Raw genomic sequence first — 14,350 nt, forward strand, 5'->3', positions numbered from 1 at the left:
CGTCGGCCGACGCAGAGGAGGACGCCCGTGCCCGGACGGCGCCGCCGGACAGCCCGGTCGACGAGCCAGAGCCGCTCGACCAGCACCACCCGCAGCACGACGACGACCCGCCGGAAGGCGCCGGCCCGCCGCACGGCCGGGCCCGCCCCCGAGCGGCCGGTGGCCGGCCCGGGGGAGCGGGTGTGGGTGCTCGCCGTCCCGTTCCGCGCCCCGGCGCCGGGCGCGCAGTGGCGGGCGGACCTGCAGGCACACGTGTGGGTCGGCCGGGAGCTGCCACCGGAGCTGGCCGCCTACGACCCGCCGCCGTACACCTTCGAACGCTTCCTCGAGGACGAGCTCAACGACACCCCGCGCCCGGTGCCGCCGAGCCGGCCGCTGGTGCCGCGCGAGGAGCAGGCCACGGGTGCTGCGGCCGTCGTCGCCTCCGCCGCGGCCGGGCACCGCGTCTTCCTGCTCGGCGACGACCCCGGCGTCGGCAAGACCGGCACCGCCGTCCTGGCCGCCCGGGAGGTCTGCGAGCTGCGCGGCGGCGACCGCGTCCTCGTCGTCGCCGACCGCCCCGCGGCCATCACCATCCCGCACTGGACCCGCTCGATCGCCGGCTTCGGCGACGGCGGGCTGCGCTGGTGCGTCACCACGTGGGACCGGCTGGCCAAGGTGGTCGCGCTCCAGAGGACAGGGCTGCGGTTCGACGTCGTGATCGCCGACGAGGCGCACATGGTCCGGCACACGACCACCCAGCGGTGGAAGCACTGGAAGGCCGTCTCCGGCGGCGGTCGCGCGACGGACGTGCCCTTCGTCCTCGCCGCCACCGCGACCCCGGCGCACACGCCGCTGGAGCTGCCCTATCTGGCGCCGCAGTTCGCGCAGCGGCACGGCGAGCCGCTGCGCGCCTGGGCGGACCTGCCGGCCAGGCTCGCCGAGCACGGGTTCCACGTGGAACGTGGCCGCTACGGCTGGACGTGGACCGAGGACGCCGACGCCCGCCGCGCCGACCTCGCCCGGCTGCAGGGCTGGCTGGCCGCGGGGGAGCCGCCGGCGACGCTGCACCGGCCGGCGCCGTGGGGCCCGGTGTCGGTGACCGGGACGCCGGTCGCCCTGACCCCGGCCGAGCAGGCCGCCTACGAGTCCGAGTGGCAAGAGTTCCGCGCCGAGATGCAGCTCGCGCGCCGGGCCCGGCAGACCGCGCGCGGCCGGGCGGCACTGCTGCGCTTCCGGCAGAAGGCCGGGCTGATCCGCGCGCAGGCCACCGTCGACTGGGTCAAGGCGCAGGTCGAGGCCGAGCGGCAGGTCGCGGTGTCGGTCGAGTTCGTCGAGACGGCGGCCGACCCGATCCGCGAGGCGCTGCTGGACTCCGGTATCGCGGTGGCGGGCATCTACGGCCGCGACCGCTTCGACGTCGAGGCCGAGCGGCTGCGCTTCCAGACCGGCGAGGCGCCGGTCTGCGTCTTCACCGTGACCGCGTCGATCAGCCTGCACGCCGGCGAGCTGCTGCCCGGCGGTCGCACGGCCTCGACGACGCCGCGGGTCGGGCTGTTCCACCAGCCGCGCTTCTCCGGCATCCAGGCCCGCCAGGTCACCGGCCGCACCCACCGCGACGGCCAGGTCTCCCCGTGGCGGGTGGCCTTCGCCGGGGACACCGTGGAGGAGCAGGTGGCCCGGGTGATGGTGGAGCGGCTGGCCGTCAGCGGCTCCACCGCCGGTGCGGACACCTCGGCGCTGCAGGAGATCGCCGAGCTGCTCGACGCCGACTGGTTGCCCCCGGTCGCGCTCACCGACTGAGGCCACGGCCTCGCCACGCGTCGATCTCCACCTCCCGCCGAGTTGATCATGGGGTTGTTGCTCGAGGGCGCGCCGTCGACCGCGCGTCCGCCTGCACCAACCCCATGATCAACTCCAGGGGCCCGTGCTCCGCGCGAGCACTCTGGTGGACCTCAGCCGAGCGCCGCGACGATGCTGGCCACCCCGGCCAGCGCCGACAGCGTCAGCCCGGCCACCCGGAACCGGCGGACGTCGAGCAGGTGGAACAGCCGTCGGCCCGCGACGTGGCCGACGATCGCCGCGGCCAGCAGCACCAGCACCACCTCCGGCCGGAGGGCCTGTCCGGCCCGTCCCGAGGCGGTGAGCACCGCGGCCCCGAGCAGGTTGAGGGCGAGGAACAGCGCCGCGAGGGTGTCGCGCATCTCCGCCGGAGCAACCTGACGCCGCTCCAGCCAGAGCACCAGCGGCGGCCCGTTGGTGCTGGTCGTGGTGGTGAGCAGCCCCGCGAGCAACCCCACGCCGAGCGTGGCCCAGCGGGACGGCTCCCTCCGGCCGGGAGCCGGGCGCCGCAGGACCTGCAGCCCCACGGCGGCGAGCACGCCCACGCCCACCGCCAGCTGCAGCGCCGCCTTGCTGACCACGGCGAGCACCAGCACGCCGGCGAGGACCCCGGGTACGGCGGCCAGGGTCACCACCCGGACGTCGGCCCACCGGACGGCCGGCCGTGGTCCGCGACGCACCAGCAGCGGGAGCAGCGTCGTGGTCGTGGCGAGGACCATCAGCGTGGTCACCGCCTCGGTGGGGTCGAGCACGGCCACGAGGGCGGGCCCGGCGATGAGCGCCAGCCCGAACCCGGCGGTGGCCTGCACCGTGGCGCCCACCAGGACGGCGAGGCACGCGAGCAGCACGCCGGCCATCCTGACGCAAGCCCCCGCTCGCTCCCCGCGGCCGGGAGGGATGGACCGAGCGGCGGCCGTCCGTCGCCCGGGGTGCTGCCGACCTCCCCCCGCTCCGCCCGCCCGCCAACGCGGGCAGTGGGTCGGAGGAGCCGGCCGTTCGGTGGCGCACCAGGGGACGACGGCGCTCAGGCGGGGCAGGACCAGTCGTCGGCTCGCGCCGGCCGGGCCCCGGTGGCCGACCCGGTGTTACGTTCGGGGGCGTACGTGGCACGGGGTGTCCCCGACCGGGGGCTGAGAGCACACCCGTCGAACCTGCTCCAGTTCGCACTGGCGAAGGGATGTCACCGGCATGCCGGCCGTCGACCTGCGCGCCGCCCGCGCGGCGCTCCTCGCACGCACCCCCCTGGTGCACTGCCTCACGAACACGGTGGTGCAGGCGATCACCGCCAACGCCCTGCTCGCAGCGGGCGCCGCCCCGGCGATGGTGGACGCACCCGAGGAGGCCGGCGACTTCGCCGCCGTCGCGTCCGCGGTGCTGGTCAACGTCGGCACGGTGCACGCCCGCACCGCCGAGGCGATGCGACTGGCGGCCCGCTCGGCGGGCGCGGCCGGGACGCCGTGGGTGCTCGACCCCGTCGCCGTCGGCGGCCTGGTCTACCGCACCGAGCTGGCCACCGAGCTGGTCGGCCTGCGGCCCACCGTCGTCCGCGGCAACGCCTCGGAGGTCATGGCGCTGGCCGGCGCGGGGGGGCGGCGGCCGCGGCGTGGACAGCACCGACAGCACCGACGACGCCGCGAAGGCCGCCGCCGGGCTGGCCGCCCGCACCGGCGGCGTGGTGGCGGTCAGCGGCGAGGTCGACCTGGTCACCGACGGCCGGCGCACCGTCCGCGTCGGCGGCGGCTCGCCGCTGCTGACCCGCACCACCGGTGCCGGCTGCGCGCTGGGCGCCCTGGTCGCCGCCTACGTCGCGGCCACGGAGGACCCGCTCACCGGGGCGGTGGCCGCGCACGCGCACGTGGCGGTCGCCGCCGAGCGGGCGGCGCGGGTGGCCTCGGGCCCAGGCACGTTCGCCCCCGCGTGGCTCGACGCGCTGGACGCCGTCGACGGCGCCGCCCTGACCGCGGCGGACGTCCGATGAGTCGTCCCTTCGACCCGACCCTCTACCTGGTCACCGACACCGCCCTCGCCCGCCCGCGGCCGGTCGCCGACGTGGTCCGTGCCGCGGTGGCCGGCGGCGTCACCACCGTCCAGGTGCGGGACAAGACCGCCTCCCGCCGGGAGCTGCTGGAGCTGACCCGCACGGTGCAGGCGGCGCTGGCCGACCGGCCGGACGTCGCGCTGTGGGTCGACGACGCCGTCGACGTCGCCCTGCTCGCCGGCGCGGACGGCGTGCACGTCGGCCAGGACGACCTCCCGCCGGCCGAGGTGCGGGCCCTGCTCGGGCCCGGCCGGCTGCTCGGGTTCAGCGTCTCCTCCGTCGCCGAGCTGGACGTCGCGCGCGCCCTGCCGGCGGGGACCGTCGACCTGGTGGGCATCGGCCCGGTGTGGACGACGCCGACCAAGCCCGACGCCGGGAGCGCCCTCGGTCCGGGCGGCGTCCGCACGCTGGCCGACGCGGCCCGCGCCGCCGGGTTCACCACCGTCGCGATCGGCGGCATCGACGCCACCCGGGCCGCCGAGGTGGCCGCGACCGGGGTGGACGGCGTGTGCGTCGTCTCGGCGGTGTGCACCGCGCCCGACCCGGCCGCGGCCGCCCGGGCGCTGCGCGCGGAGATCGAGGGGGTGCGGGTGTGAGCGGGGTGCCGACAGCGCTGACCGTCGCCGGCAGCGACCCCAGCGGCGGCGCCGGCATCCAGGCCGACCTCAAGACCTTCAGCGCGCTCGGCGTCTACGGGACGGCCGTGCTGACCGCGCTGACCGCGCAGAACACCCGCGGTGTGACCGGCGTGCACGGCGTGCCACCGGAGTTCGTCGCCGAGCAGCTGTCGACCCTGTTCGCCGACGTCGAGGTGCACGCCACCAAGCTCGGCATGCTGGGCACCGCGGACGTGGTGCGAGCCGTCGCCGGCGCGCTGGCCGACCACCCGGGCGGCCCGGTGGTGTGCGACCCGGTGATGGTGGCGACCAGCGGTGACCGGCTCATCGACGAGGCCGCGATCGACGCCGTCCGCACCGACCTGCTGCCGCTGGCCGACCTGGTCACGCCGAACGTGCCCGAGGCCGCCGTCCTGCTCGGCGTGTCCCCCGCCACCGACGTCGACCAGTTGCCCGGTCAGGCCACCGCGCTGCTCGGGCTCGGCCCCCGGGCGGTGCTGCTCAAGGGCGGCCACCTCGGCGGTGAGGAGAGCGTCGACGTGCTGGCCACCACGGACGGCGTGACGGTCACCCGCCGGCCGCGGGTGGACACCCGGTCGACGCACGGGACCGGCTGCACGCTGTCCTCCGCGCTCGCCGCGCTGGCCGCCCGGCACCGCACCGACGACTGGACGCGGCTGGTCGACCCCGCCCGGGACTACCTGCACCGGGCGCTGGAGGCGGGGGAGGGCCTCGGCGTCGGCTCCGGACACGGCCCGGTGCACCACTTCGCCGGCATCTGGGAGCCGCGTCCGCGTTGACCACCGGCGTCCGGCCGCCCGCACCGGCGTGTCGGTCAGCCGGACGCCGATGATCACGACGGACAGCAGTCAGCCGGTGGGCTGGTCCCCGTCCGTCGACGTCGCCGGCCAGCGGTCGTACCGGAGCGTCCGTTCCTCTCCCCTCCGGAGGACGGGCGACCATGGGACGGGCCGGCGACGACGAGGAGGTGGGGCGTGCGGCGGGAGGCGAGCATCCTGCACCTGGACCTCGACGCCTTCTTCGCCGCGGTCGAGCAGCGCGACAAGCCCTCGCTGCGCGGGCGGCCGGTGGTCGTCGGCGGCACGGGCGGCCGCGGCGTGGTGGCGACGGCGTCCTACGAGGCCCGCGCCTACGGAGCACGCTCGGCGATGTCCACCGCGGAGGCGCGCCGCCGCTGCCCGTCCGGGACCGCCTTCCTCGGCGGCCGGTTCGCCGCCTACCGCCGCACCTCGGACGTGGTGATGGAGCTGCTGGGCGAGCTGTCCCCGCTGGTGGAGCCGGTCTCGATCGACGAGGCCTACGTCGACCTCGCCGCCGGTGCCGGCCTGGACCTGTCGGTGGACGGCGTCACGGCGCTGGCGCGGCGACTCAAGGAGCGCATCGCCGAGGCGACCGGCGGGGTGACCGGGTCGGTCGGCATCGGCAGCTCCAAGCTGATGGCCAAGATCGGCTCCGATCTCGACAAGCCCGACGGGCTGGTCGTCGTCCCCCCGGGGCGGGAACTGGAGGTGCTGCACCCGCTGTCGGTGACCCGGCTGGGCGGCGTGGGACCGGCGACCGCCGAGCGGCTGCACCAGGTGGGCGTGAAGACCGTCGGCGACCTGGCCGCGAAGTCACTGCCCGACCTCGTGGCGCTGGCCGGCCGGGCACACGGGACGGGGCTGTACGCGCTGGCCCGCGCCGAGGACGACCGGCCGGTGGTCGCCGAGCGCGAGGCGAAGTCGATCTCGCAGGAGGAGACCTTCGCCCGCGACCTCACCGACCGCGCCGTCCTCGGCCGGTACGTGGAGGGCATGGCCGCGCGGGTCGGCAGCCGGCTGCGCGCCGCGGCCTACTCGGGCCGGACGGTGACGCTCAAGCTGCGCCGCTACGACTTCACGACGCTCACCCGCTCGCAGACGCTGCCCCAGCCCACCGACGACCCGCGGGTGATCGCCTCGATCGCGCACCGGCTGCTGGCCGAGGCCGGCACGCAGGGCGGGCTGCGGCTGCTCGGGGTCGGCGTCTCCGGGCTGTCGCTCTACGCCCAGGGCGACCTGTTCGCCGACGGGGAGCCGGCTGCGGACGACGACGTGGGGGCGGCGGACGACCGGCCCGAGGAGGTACCCGAGCCGCTGACGGCCGAGGCCCGCTGGTGGCCCGGCCAGGACGTGCGGCACGACGAGCTCGGCGCCGGGTGGGTGTGGGGCCGCGGCCTCGGGCGGGTCACCGTGCGCTTCGAGGGCCCGCTGACACCGCCCGGGCCGGTACGCACGCTGGCCTCCGACGACCCCGCCCTGCACCCCGCGGAGCCGCCGGACTGGCGCGCGCCGCCGCCGTAGCCGCTCCCGCTGTGCGAGCCCTTCCGCCGACCGGACCCGGACGGAACCCGGGTCAGCGGGTACGGGCCTCCGCCGGCCCGGCGGCGCCGCGGCCGACGCCGGGGAGGAACCGGCCGGTACGCGCGGCGTAGGCGGCGTACGGATCACCGTGCAGGCGGCGCAGGTGGGGCTCCTCGACGACGCGTACCTGCACCTGCACCGCGACGACCAGCGCGACGAACGCCGCGGCGCTGACCCAGGTCGGGACGACCAGCAGCATGCCGAACTGGGCGAGCACCATCGCGGTGAAGATCGGGTTGCGGACGGAGGCGAACGCCCCGGTCGTGACGAGGTCCGTCCGCTCGGCGGGGTCGACGCCGATCCGCCAGGACGCGCCCATCCCCGCCTGCCCGGCCAGGGTGGCGGCGAAGCCGGCCAGCGCCAGGGCCAGACCGGTCACTCCGACGACGGGAGGCGGGACGGCCCGCACGACACCGGTCGCGGCCAGGAGCGGAGCAGCCAGGCCGAGCACGACGGCGGCGACGAAGAGCACCCCGCCCCACCAGCCCGCCTCACGCGGTGTGCCGGAGATGCCGCGGAAGCCGCTGCTGCCGGTGCGTCGTCGGTGCACCAGTGCCCGGACGCCGAAGAGCACGACCAGCGCGAGGACGTACAGGACCAGTGCGACGGCACCGCTCACCGGAGCTCCTCCCGGGGCGCCAGCCGGAGGCCGTGCGGCGCCGCGGCGGGCGGGCGACACGCGTCCCCGCACCGGTCGGGACAGCGGCACCCCCCGCCGGGCTCCTCAGCAGCCTCGCCGGGACCGCCGGGACCGCCCAGGGCGCAGCAGCCCTCGCCGCGCCATGCCTCGACGCCCTCGCGGACGGCGACCACGGCGATGACCAGCCCGGCGACCGGATCGGCCCAGCTCCAGCCCAGCGTCGCGTTGAGCACCAACCCGACGAGCAGGACCACGGACAGGTAGGTGCACAGCAGCGTCTGCGTCGAGTCGGCGACGACCGCGTGCGAGCCCAGCGCCCGGCCGGTGCGCCGCTGCGCCCAGGACAGGAACGGCATGACGACCAGTGAGGCGATCGCCAAGCCGATGCCGACCGGCGACGCCTCGGGCTCGCCGCCGGAGAGGAGCACGCGGACGGACTCGGCGGCGACGTAGGCGGCCAGGGCGAGGAACGAGATCGCCATCAGCCGCAGCGCCTGCCGCTCCCGCGACTCGGGCAGCCGGTGGCGGAACTGCCACAGCACGATCAGCCCGCTGGAGACCTCGACGACCGAGTCCAGGCCGAAACCGACGAGGGCGACCGATCCGGCGGCGACGCCCGCGGCGACGGCGATGACGGCCTCGACGACGTTGTAGGTCACCGAGGCCCCGGCGAGCAGCTGGGCGCGGCGCCCGAGCCGGACGCGCTCGGACGGTGCCAGCACCGGGTGCGCGTGCACGGTGGTCACCGGCCGGCCGTCTCGCCGTAGGTGGGACACAGGGTGACGGCGTCACCGGTGGCGGCGAGCAGCCGCTCGGCGGCGGCCAGCACGTCGAGCAGTTCGGGGGCGGTGGCCAGCGACCACATCGACGCGCGCCCCTGCGGCCGGGAGGTCACCAGGCCGCAGTCGCGCAGACAGGCCAGGTGCGCCGAGACGGTGGACTGGGCCAGCCCCAGATGCGCGGTCAGCTCGACGACCTTGTGCTCGCCGAGCGTGAGGTGGCGCAGGATCGCCAGCCGAGCGGGGTCACCGAGGCTGCGGAACACGCACGCCGCCGCGGACAGCGCTGCCGCCTCGTCGACCGGCGCCTCAGCCGCCTCGACCGGCGCTCCATTCATCGACACTAAGCGATGATAGCGACCTTACCCGGTCGGCCGCACCGCATGGGACCCGCGGAGCCGCCGGGCCGGTCAGCGAGCCAGCGCGAGCCACCCCACCACCGTGAGGTCCCGGTCGACGTGCACGACCACCCGCACGCCCGAGCGGGTGACCAGATGGGCCGTGCACCACCCGGTGGGATCGACCTCGATCCGGTCGACGACCGCCCCCGGGTGGTCGGCCAGGGCCACGGTGGCGACCTGGACGGCGACGTCCGCGGTGAGGTCGGGCTCCGCAGCCGCCAGGGGTCGCGTCCGCAACCACAGGATCCTGCCCGCGCTCGTGCTGGTGGCCATGGCGGCCTCCGATCGTCCGGCGGCCCCTGGTGGACCGCGCTCGCCGAGCCTGGGCCGCACACCTGTGGGGATCCTGGGGGCCACGTGCCGGTTTCCTCGGGATCTCCGGGTGTGGGCGATCATGGGCGGGTGACGGAGCAGAGCGCGTGGGTGCGGATCACCCAGGAGGACCCGGGCCACTCGGCCGCCTACGTGCAGCGGTTCCGGGACCTCGCGGCGCGGGGCTTCGACCTCGCCGGCGAGGCCCGGCTGGTCGACGCGATGCTGTCGCGCGGCTCCCGGGTGCTCGACGCCGGCTGCGGGCCGGGCCGGACGGGCGGCTGGCTGGCCCGCGCCGGGCACGTCGTCGTCGGCGTGGACGTCGACCCGGTGCTGATCGCTGCCGCCGAGGAGGACCACCCCGGGCCGCGGTGGCTCGTCGGCGACCTCGCCGAACTCGACCTGCCGGCACGCGGCATCCCGGAGCCCTTCGACGTGGTCGTCTCCGCCGGCAACGTGGTGGCCTTCCTCGCGCCGAGCACGCGGGTCGCCGTCCTGCAGCGGCTGCGGGCGCACGTGGCACCCGACGGGCGGGCGGTGATCGGCTTCGGTGCCGGCCGCGGCTACGCCTTCGACGAGTTCCGGGACGACGCCCGCGCGGCGGGCTGGGCCGAGGACCTGCTGCTCTCCACCTGGGACCTGCGGCCGTTCACCCCCGAGTCGGACTTCCTGGTCGCCGTCCTCCGCCCCGCCTGAACCGCCCGCTCGGCCCGCTCGGCCCGCTCGGCCCGCTCGGCCCGCTCGGCCCGCCGTGATCATGGGGTTGTTGCGGCCTCCGGCGGCGTGTGGCCCCGTGTCGCCGGCAACGAGCCCATGATCGACTCCGGGGGGTCCCAGGGGCCGTGCACCACCAGGACGCCGCTCACCGGTCCGCCGCGCCGAGGGCGAGGGTCAGCTCCAGGACGGACTGCGGGTCCTCGAGGCGGTCGCCGTAGAGGTCGCGCAGCTGCCCCATGCGGTAGCGCACCGTCTGCGGGTGCACGAACAGCTCGGTGGCGATCTTCTCCCGGCGTCCGTGGTGCAGCAGCCACGCGCGCAGCGTCTCGACGAGCTTCTCGCGCGGGCCGGGACCGAGCCCGTCGAGCGGGGCGAGCACCTGGGCGCGCAGGTCGGCCAGCGCCTCGCCGTCGGCCCGCAGGACCAGGTCGGACAGCCGCAGCTCGGTGTCCACGGGCAGGTCGCCGTCGGGGCGCAGGTCCAGCTGCAGCGCCCGCAGCGCTCGCGAGTAGGAGGAGCGGGCCTGCTGCCACGGCCGGGCCGGGCCGACGACGGCCTCCCGGCCGGTCAGCGCCCGGACCAGCTGAGCGCGGGCGTACCCGTCGGCGTCCGGCACCAGCAGCACCGAGCGCTCGGCGCCGGGCTCGGTCCCGGGCAGGTCCTGACCGGCCTGCAGCGTGCGGACGTCGAGCACGCCGAGGGCGCCGCGGGCGCGGGCCTCGGGCACCAGCACCGCGGTCAGGGTCCGCGGCGGCGTCCAGTCCGCTCGCTCGGCGGCGGTGGTGAGGTCGTACGGTGGCGCCCCGGTGAGCAGCAGCTCGGCCAGCCGCTCCAGGTCGCGGCGGCGCAGCCGGCCGCTGCTGTCGAGCTGGTCGGCGTGCCCGGAGGCGCTGGCCGCCGACAGCTGGTCGATGTAGGCGAACACCAGCTCGGCGAACCGGGCCAGCGACCCGGCGGGCATGCCGGCCTCCACAGCCGTCTCGCTCATGTGCCGCCAGGCGACCCGGGCACCCACCCGGTAGGCGGCCAGCAGGGCGTCCATGGTGCGACCGCTGCGGGCCTCCCCACGCCCCAGGGCGTAGGCGCCCTCGAGCGCGGGGCCGATGGGCCGGCTGGGGTCGCCACCGCCGCTCGCCGTCGCCAGCTCCAGGAAGGCGCCCAGGGCCAGCTGGACGGCGTTCTCGATCTTCCGGCCCATGACCCCGGTGAAAGCCTCGGTGTAGCTGGGCACCTCGACGACGATCGCGGCGACGGTCCGCTCGGCCACGGCCGGCAGCTGGCCCTGCATCGCCGCCGCGACCTCGGGCGGGAAGGTGTCCTGCTCCGGCGCCATCGACACCCCTCTTCTGCTCAGGGCCGTTGTCCGTCAGCCGCGTCCCCGACCGACGTCCTCCGGAGCTGCGGTTGTTCGGGGGGGACAGTATCCGGCGGCAGGTTCACGCCCAGGGCACAGGTAACTGCGCGGTGAGCTGGGAACCATCAGAGGTATGACAGCGACCGTTCCGCGCCCTCCCTCGGCCCGGCCGGCCCTGCGCGCGCTGCGTGACCGGGTGGTGCGCCTCGCCGAGGCCGCGACCACCCCGCTGCTGCCCGCGGACTACCTGGACATGGTCAACCCGCTGCGCGCCGGCGCCGACCTGCGCGGCCGCATCGTCGCCGTGCACAGGGAGACCCGGGACGCCGCCACGCTGGTCATCCGCCCGGGTGCGGACTGGCAGCGCCACGTGCCCGGTCAGTGGGTGCGCATCGGCATCGACGTCGACGGCGTGCGCATGTGGCGGGCGTACTCGCTCACCTCGCACCTCGACCGGCCCGACGGCTGCATCAGCATCACCGTCAAGGCGATCCCGGGCGGCAAGGTCAGCAACCACCTGGTGCACCGGACGCAGCCGGGCACGCTCGTGCACCTCGACCAGGCCACCGGTGAGTTCGTCCTGCCGTCACGGGCGCCGGCCAAGGTCCTGTTCGTCACCGCCGGCTCCGGCGTCACCCCGGTCATGGGCATCCTGCGCAACCACGACGAGCTCACCGACGTCGTCGTCGTGCACTCGGCGCCCACGCCGGAGGACGTCGTCTTCGGCGCGGACCTGCGCGAGCTGGCCGCCGCCGGCCGGATCCGGCTGGTCGAGCAGCACACCGACACCGCCAGGATGCTGGACGCCGCCGCGATCGCCGAGCTGGTGCCCGACCTCGCCGAGCGCGCCACCTGGGCCTGCGGCCCGGTCGGCATGCTCGAGGCGCTGGAGGAGCACTGGAGCGCCGCCGGCATCGCCGACCGGCTGTTCACCGAGCGCTTCCGGCCCACGGTCCTCGTGACCGGCGAGGGCGGCACGGTGACCTTCACCGGGAAGGGCACCAGCATCGAGGCCGACGGGGCCACCCCGATCCTCGACGCCGCCGAGGACGCCGGCGTCCTCATGCCGAGCGGCTGCCGGATGGGCATCTGCTTCGGCTGCGTGCTGCCGCTGCGCGAGGGCGCCGTCCGGGACCTGCGCAACGGCGAGGTCACCACGGCCGCGCCGGGCGACGGCGTCCTCATCCAGACCTGCATCAGCGCCGCCGCCGGCGCCTGCGACATCGACCACTGATCCCCGAGACCCGCTGGGAGCCCCCCGCATGACCGTTCTGCAGAAGAAGACCGAGAACCCGATCGAGCACCTCACCGCCGAGGACATCGAGCTCATCGGCAAGGAGCTCGACGACATCCGCCAGAGTGTGATCGACACCCGCGGCGAGAACGACGCCCGCTACATCCGCAAGGTCATCGACGTCCACCGCAAGATCGAGCTGGGCAGCCGCGCCGTCCTGCTCGCCTCGGGCTTCCCGCCCGCGTTCGTGGTCGGGACGATCGGCCTGTCGGTCGCCAAGATCCTCGAGAACATGGAGATCGGGCACAACATCCTGCACGGCCAGTGGGACTGGATGCGCGACCCGAAGATCCACTCCACGACGTGGGAGTGGGACATGGCCAGCCCGGCCGACCAGTGGAAGCACTCGCACAACGAGATGCACCACACGTACACGAACGTGGTCGGCAAGGACAACGACCTCGGCTACGGCATCATGCGCGTCGACGAGGACCAGCCGTGGCAGCCGTTCCACCTCGGCCAGCCCCTGTGGAGCTTCATCAACGCCTGCTTCTTCGAGTACGGGATCGCCGCCTACGACCTGGAGCTGGCCGGGACCATCGCCAAGAAGCGGACCGGGGACCCGGAGTTCCGGGCGCGCGCCAAGGCCGTGCTGCGCAAGATCGGCAAGCAGGTGCGCAAGGACTACGTCATCCACCCGCTGCTGTCGGGTCCGAACTTCCTGCCCACGCTCGCGGCCAACTTCACCGCCAACCTGGTGCGCAACCTGTGGTCGAACTCGGTGATCCTCTGCGGGCACTTCCCCGAGGGCGTCGAGACCTTCGAGAAGAAGTCGATCGAGGGCGAGACCCGCGGTGAGTGGTACCTGCGCCAGATGCTCGGCTCCGCCAACATCTCCGGCTCCAAGGCCATGCACATCATGACCGGGAACCTGTCGCACCAGATCGAGCACCACCTGTTCCCGGACCTGCCGAGCAACCGGTACGCCGAGATCGCGCCGAAGATCCGCGACCTGTTCGACCGCTACGGCCTGAACTACCACACCGCGCCGCTGCCGCAGCAGGTCGGCTCGGCCTGGCACAAGATCATCCGGCTGTCGCTGCCCAACGGCTGGCTGGAGCTGACCAACCGCCGCAACCTGCTGTCGCAGCTGGGGGTGCTCTACAAGATGACCACGGGCAGCCCCAAGGTCCGCCGCACACTCCAGCGGAAGCTGACTGCCGGCGTCCGGCTGACCCGGGCGGCCGCCGCCTGACAGAGGCCGCTGCAGTACCCAGTGGACGCCAGGCCAGGGGCCCGGAACCGAGTCGGTTCCGGGCCCCTGGCGTTCGGTGCTCCCGGTGGCCGCCGCCACGATGACGTGGAACAGGCCGACCACCGGCCCCCATCGTCGTCCCCTCGGCGTCAGGTGATCAGGAACAGCGGCGCAGGCCGACGCCGCGGACCCTGGTACCGCACGCACCGCACAGGTCCGCCGGCGGCGGGACGCTGCGTCGCTGGACGGGCGACCGCTCCGGCGTGGCGGCCCGAGGCGCGGCCGGCGACCTGACCGGACGGCGTTGCACGCCGTCCGCACGGGGCGCACGCAGGCCGCGCAGGACGGCGTCGGGGTGGTCGACGTCCGGCAGCTGTTCTCCGGTGAGGGCGGGCGGACGGTCGCCACGGAGGTCCACGGCTACGTCGCGGCGCCGTCGCCTGCGCCTCCGCTCGAGGAGGTCGCGGACCCGGCCTTCGTCTGGCCCGACGCCGATCTGCCCATGCACGGCTCGGTCGTGCTGCCCACCGCGGCGCCGGAGCTGCAGGCGCTCAACTCCACGGTGTACGGCTTCACCGGGACGGTCAACGTGGGCCGGGGGGAGCTGCGGGTGCGCGCGCACAGCCTGGCACGGGTCCTCGTCGCCTGACCGTCGTGCTCCACGTGGAACACGGACGCGGAGGCCCGGGACGTCGTCCGTCCCGGGCCTCCGCGTCTGTGTGCCCTCCCGCGTAGCCGGCGCCAGGGTGGTTCAGCGCAGCAGGCCCCGTCGCCGATCGG

Annotated in this window: 15 protein-coding genes, 1 pseudogene and 1 riboswitch; of the genes and pseudogenes, 10 read left to right on the forward strand and 6 right to left on the reverse strand. The window is 75.6% G+C overall.

All coding sequences use genetic code 11. The features are described from left to right. The first annotated feature begins 27 nt into the window (after positions 1-27). The gene (locus GOBS_RS24740; RefSeq protein ID WP_012950998.1) at positions 28-1,782 is read left to right on the forward strand and encodes a DEAD/DEAH box helicase family protein; all 1,755 of its coding nucleotides are present in this window, start codon (positions 28-30) and stop codon (positions 1,780-1,782) included. A 152-nt stretch (positions 1,783-1,934) separates the two neighbouring features. Here the strand turns inward: GOBS_RS24740 and GOBS_RS24745 are convergent, their stop codons facing one another. Next, on the reverse strand, positions 1,935-2,669 hold the full coding sequence (locus GOBS_RS24745; RefSeq protein ID WP_012950999.1) for a sulfite exporter TauE/SafE family protein: 735 nt from the start codon (positions 2,667-2,669) through the stop codon (positions 1,935-1,937). 251 nt (positions 2,670-2,920) lie between these two features. Next, positions 2,921-3,016: riboswitch (TPP riboswitch) on the forward strand. On the opposite strand from GOBS_RS24745, the pseudogene GOBS_RS29895 reads away from it, so the two are divergent. From GOBS_RS29895 to GOBS_RS24765, 5 genes and pseudogenes are all read left to right on the forward strand, one after another. Continuing rightward, positions 3,010-3,345: pseudogene (locus GOBS_RS29895) on the forward strand (hydroxyethylthiazole kinase); the annotation flags it as partial. It overlaps the preceding riboswitch by 7 nt. Positions 3,346-3,424: 79 nt before the next feature. After that, positions 3,425-3,799, forward strand: a complete 375-nt coding sequence (locus GOBS_RS29425) for a hydroxyethylthiazole kinase (RefSeq protein ID WP_279432628.1) — start codon at positions 3,425-3,427, stop codon at positions 3,797-3,799. Then, on the forward strand, positions 3,796-4,455 hold the full coding sequence (thiE, locus tag GOBS_RS29100; protein ID WP_012951000.1) for a thiamine phosphate synthase: 660 nt from the start codon (positions 3,796-3,798) through the stop codon (positions 4,453-4,455). The genes GOBS_RS29425 and thiE overlap by 4 nt, the downstream gene beginning before the upstream one ends. 5 nt (positions 4,456-4,460) lie before the next feature. Then, the gene (thiD, locus tag GOBS_RS27885; protein ID WP_041242708.1) at positions 4,461-5,276 is read left to right on the forward strand and encodes a bifunctional hydroxymethylpyrimidine kinase/phosphomethylpyrimidine kinase; all 816 of its coding nucleotides are present in this window, start codon (positions 4,461-4,463) and stop codon (positions 5,274-5,276) included. Between the two features lie 195 nt (positions 5,277-5,471). Next, positions 5,472-6,818 carry a DNA polymerase IV gene (locus GOBS_RS24765; RefSeq protein ID WP_012951002.1) on the forward strand — a complete coding sequence of 449 codons (1,347 nt, stop codon included), beginning with the start codon at positions 5,472-5,474 and terminating at the stop codon, positions 6,816-6,818. A gap of 52 nt (positions 6,819-6,870) precedes the next feature. Here GOBS_RS24765 and GOBS_RS24770 read toward each other — a convergent pair whose 3' ends face one another. The 4 genes from GOBS_RS24770 to GOBS_RS24785 all read right to left on the reverse strand — a co-directional run bounded on the left by GOBS_RS24770 (position 6,871) and on the right by GOBS_RS24785 (position 8,971). Beyond that, positions 6,871-7,497, reverse strand: a complete 627-nt coding sequence (locus GOBS_RS24770; protein WP_012951003.1) for a methyltransferase family protein — start codon at positions 7,495-7,497, stop codon at positions 6,871-6,873. Then, positions 7,494-8,264 (reverse strand): cation efflux transmembrane domain-containing protein, encoded by a 771-nt coding sequence (locus GOBS_RS24775; protein WP_012951004.1) that lies wholly within the window; start codon positions 8,262-8,264, stop codon positions 7,494-7,496. The genes GOBS_RS24770 and GOBS_RS24775 overlap by 4 nt, the downstream gene beginning before the upstream one ends. Continuing rightward, positions 8,261-8,635 carry an ArsR/SmtB family transcription factor gene (locus GOBS_RS24780; RefSeq protein ID WP_012951005.1) on the reverse strand — a complete coding sequence of 125 codons (375 nt, stop codon included), beginning with the start codon at positions 8,633-8,635 and terminating at the stop codon, positions 8,261-8,263. Before GOBS_RS24780 ends, GOBS_RS24775 begins: the two co-directional genes overlap by 4 nt. 72 nt (positions 8,636-8,707) lie before the next feature. Continuing rightward, a complete protein-coding gene (locus GOBS_RS24785; RefSeq protein WP_012951006.1) occupies positions 8,708-8,971 on the reverse strand; it encodes a hypothetical protein in 264 nt (87 codons plus the stop codon). A 129-nt stretch (positions 8,972-9,100) separates the two neighbouring features. Between GOBS_RS24785 and GOBS_RS24790 the strand changes: the two genes are divergently transcribed. Then, the gene (locus tag GOBS_RS24790) at positions 9,101-9,706 is read left to right on the forward strand and encodes a class I SAM-dependent methyltransferase (protein ID WP_012951007.1); all 606 of its coding nucleotides are present in this window, start codon (positions 9,101-9,103) and stop codon (positions 9,704-9,706) included. Between the two features lie 166 nt (positions 9,707-9,872). On the opposite strand, the gene GOBS_RS24795 is transcribed toward GOBS_RS24790, so the two are convergent. Continuing rightward, positions 9,873-11,060: a PucR family transcriptional regulator gene (locus GOBS_RS24795; RefSeq protein WP_012951009.1), complete on the reverse strand. Its 1,188-nt coding sequence runs from the start codon at positions 11,058-11,060 to the stop codon at positions 9,873-9,875. A gap of 154 nt (positions 11,061-11,214) precedes the next feature. On the opposite strand from GOBS_RS24795, the gene GOBS_RS24800 reads away from it, so the two are divergent. From GOBS_RS24800 to GOBS_RS24810, 3 genes are all read left to right on the forward strand, one after another. After that, positions 11,215-12,315: a ferredoxin reductase gene (locus GOBS_RS24800; protein WP_012951010.1), complete on the forward strand. Its 1,101-nt coding sequence runs from the start codon at positions 11,215-11,217 to the stop codon at positions 12,313-12,315. Positions 12,316-12,343: 28 nt separating this feature from the next. Next, positions 12,344-13,570: a fatty acid desaturase family protein gene (locus tag GOBS_RS24805; RefSeq protein ID WP_012951011.1), complete on the forward strand. Its 1,227-nt coding sequence runs from the start codon at positions 12,344-12,346 to the stop codon at positions 13,568-13,570. 304 nt (positions 13,571-13,874) lie between these two features. Next, positions 13,875-14,219: a hypothetical protein gene (locus GOBS_RS24810; RefSeq protein WP_041241676.1), complete on the forward strand. Its 345-nt coding sequence runs from the start codon at positions 13,875-13,877 to the stop codon at positions 14,217-14,219. Positions 14,220-14,350 lie beyond the last annotated feature (131 nt).

Source organism: Geodermatophilus obscurus DSM 43160 (assembly GCF_000025345.1).
Classification (GTDB): domain Bacteria; phylum Actinomycetota; class Actinomycetes; order Mycobacteriales; family Geodermatophilaceae; genus Geodermatophilus; species Geodermatophilus obscurus.

Excerpts from the sequence above, each read along its gene's own strand:
- thiE (WP_012951000.1), top strand. The coding sequence starts at position 3,796 with ATGAGTCGTCCCTTCGACCCGACCCTCTACCTGGTCACCGACACCGCC.
- GOBS_RS24780 (WP_012951005.1), bottom strand. The coding sequence starts at position 8,635 with ATGAATGGAGCGCCGGTCGAGGCGGCTGAGGCGCCGGTCGACGAGGCG.
- GOBS_RS24785 (WP_012951006.1), bottom strand. The coding sequence starts at position 8,971 with ATGGCCACCAGCACGAGCGCGGGCAGGATCCTGTGGTTGCGGACGCGA.
- GOBS_RS24795 (WP_012951009.1), bottom strand. The coding sequence starts at position 11,060 with ATGGCGCCGGAGCAGGACACCTTCCCGCCCGAGGTCGCGGCGGCGATG.
- GOBS_RS24800 (WP_012951010.1), top strand. The coding sequence starts at position 11,215 with ATGACAGCGACCGTTCCGCGCCCTCCCTCGGCCCGGCCGGCCCTGCGC.
- GOBS_RS24805 (WP_012951011.1), top strand. The coding sequence starts at position 12,344 with ATGACCGTTCTGCAGAAGAAGACCGAGAACCCGATCGAGCACCTCACC.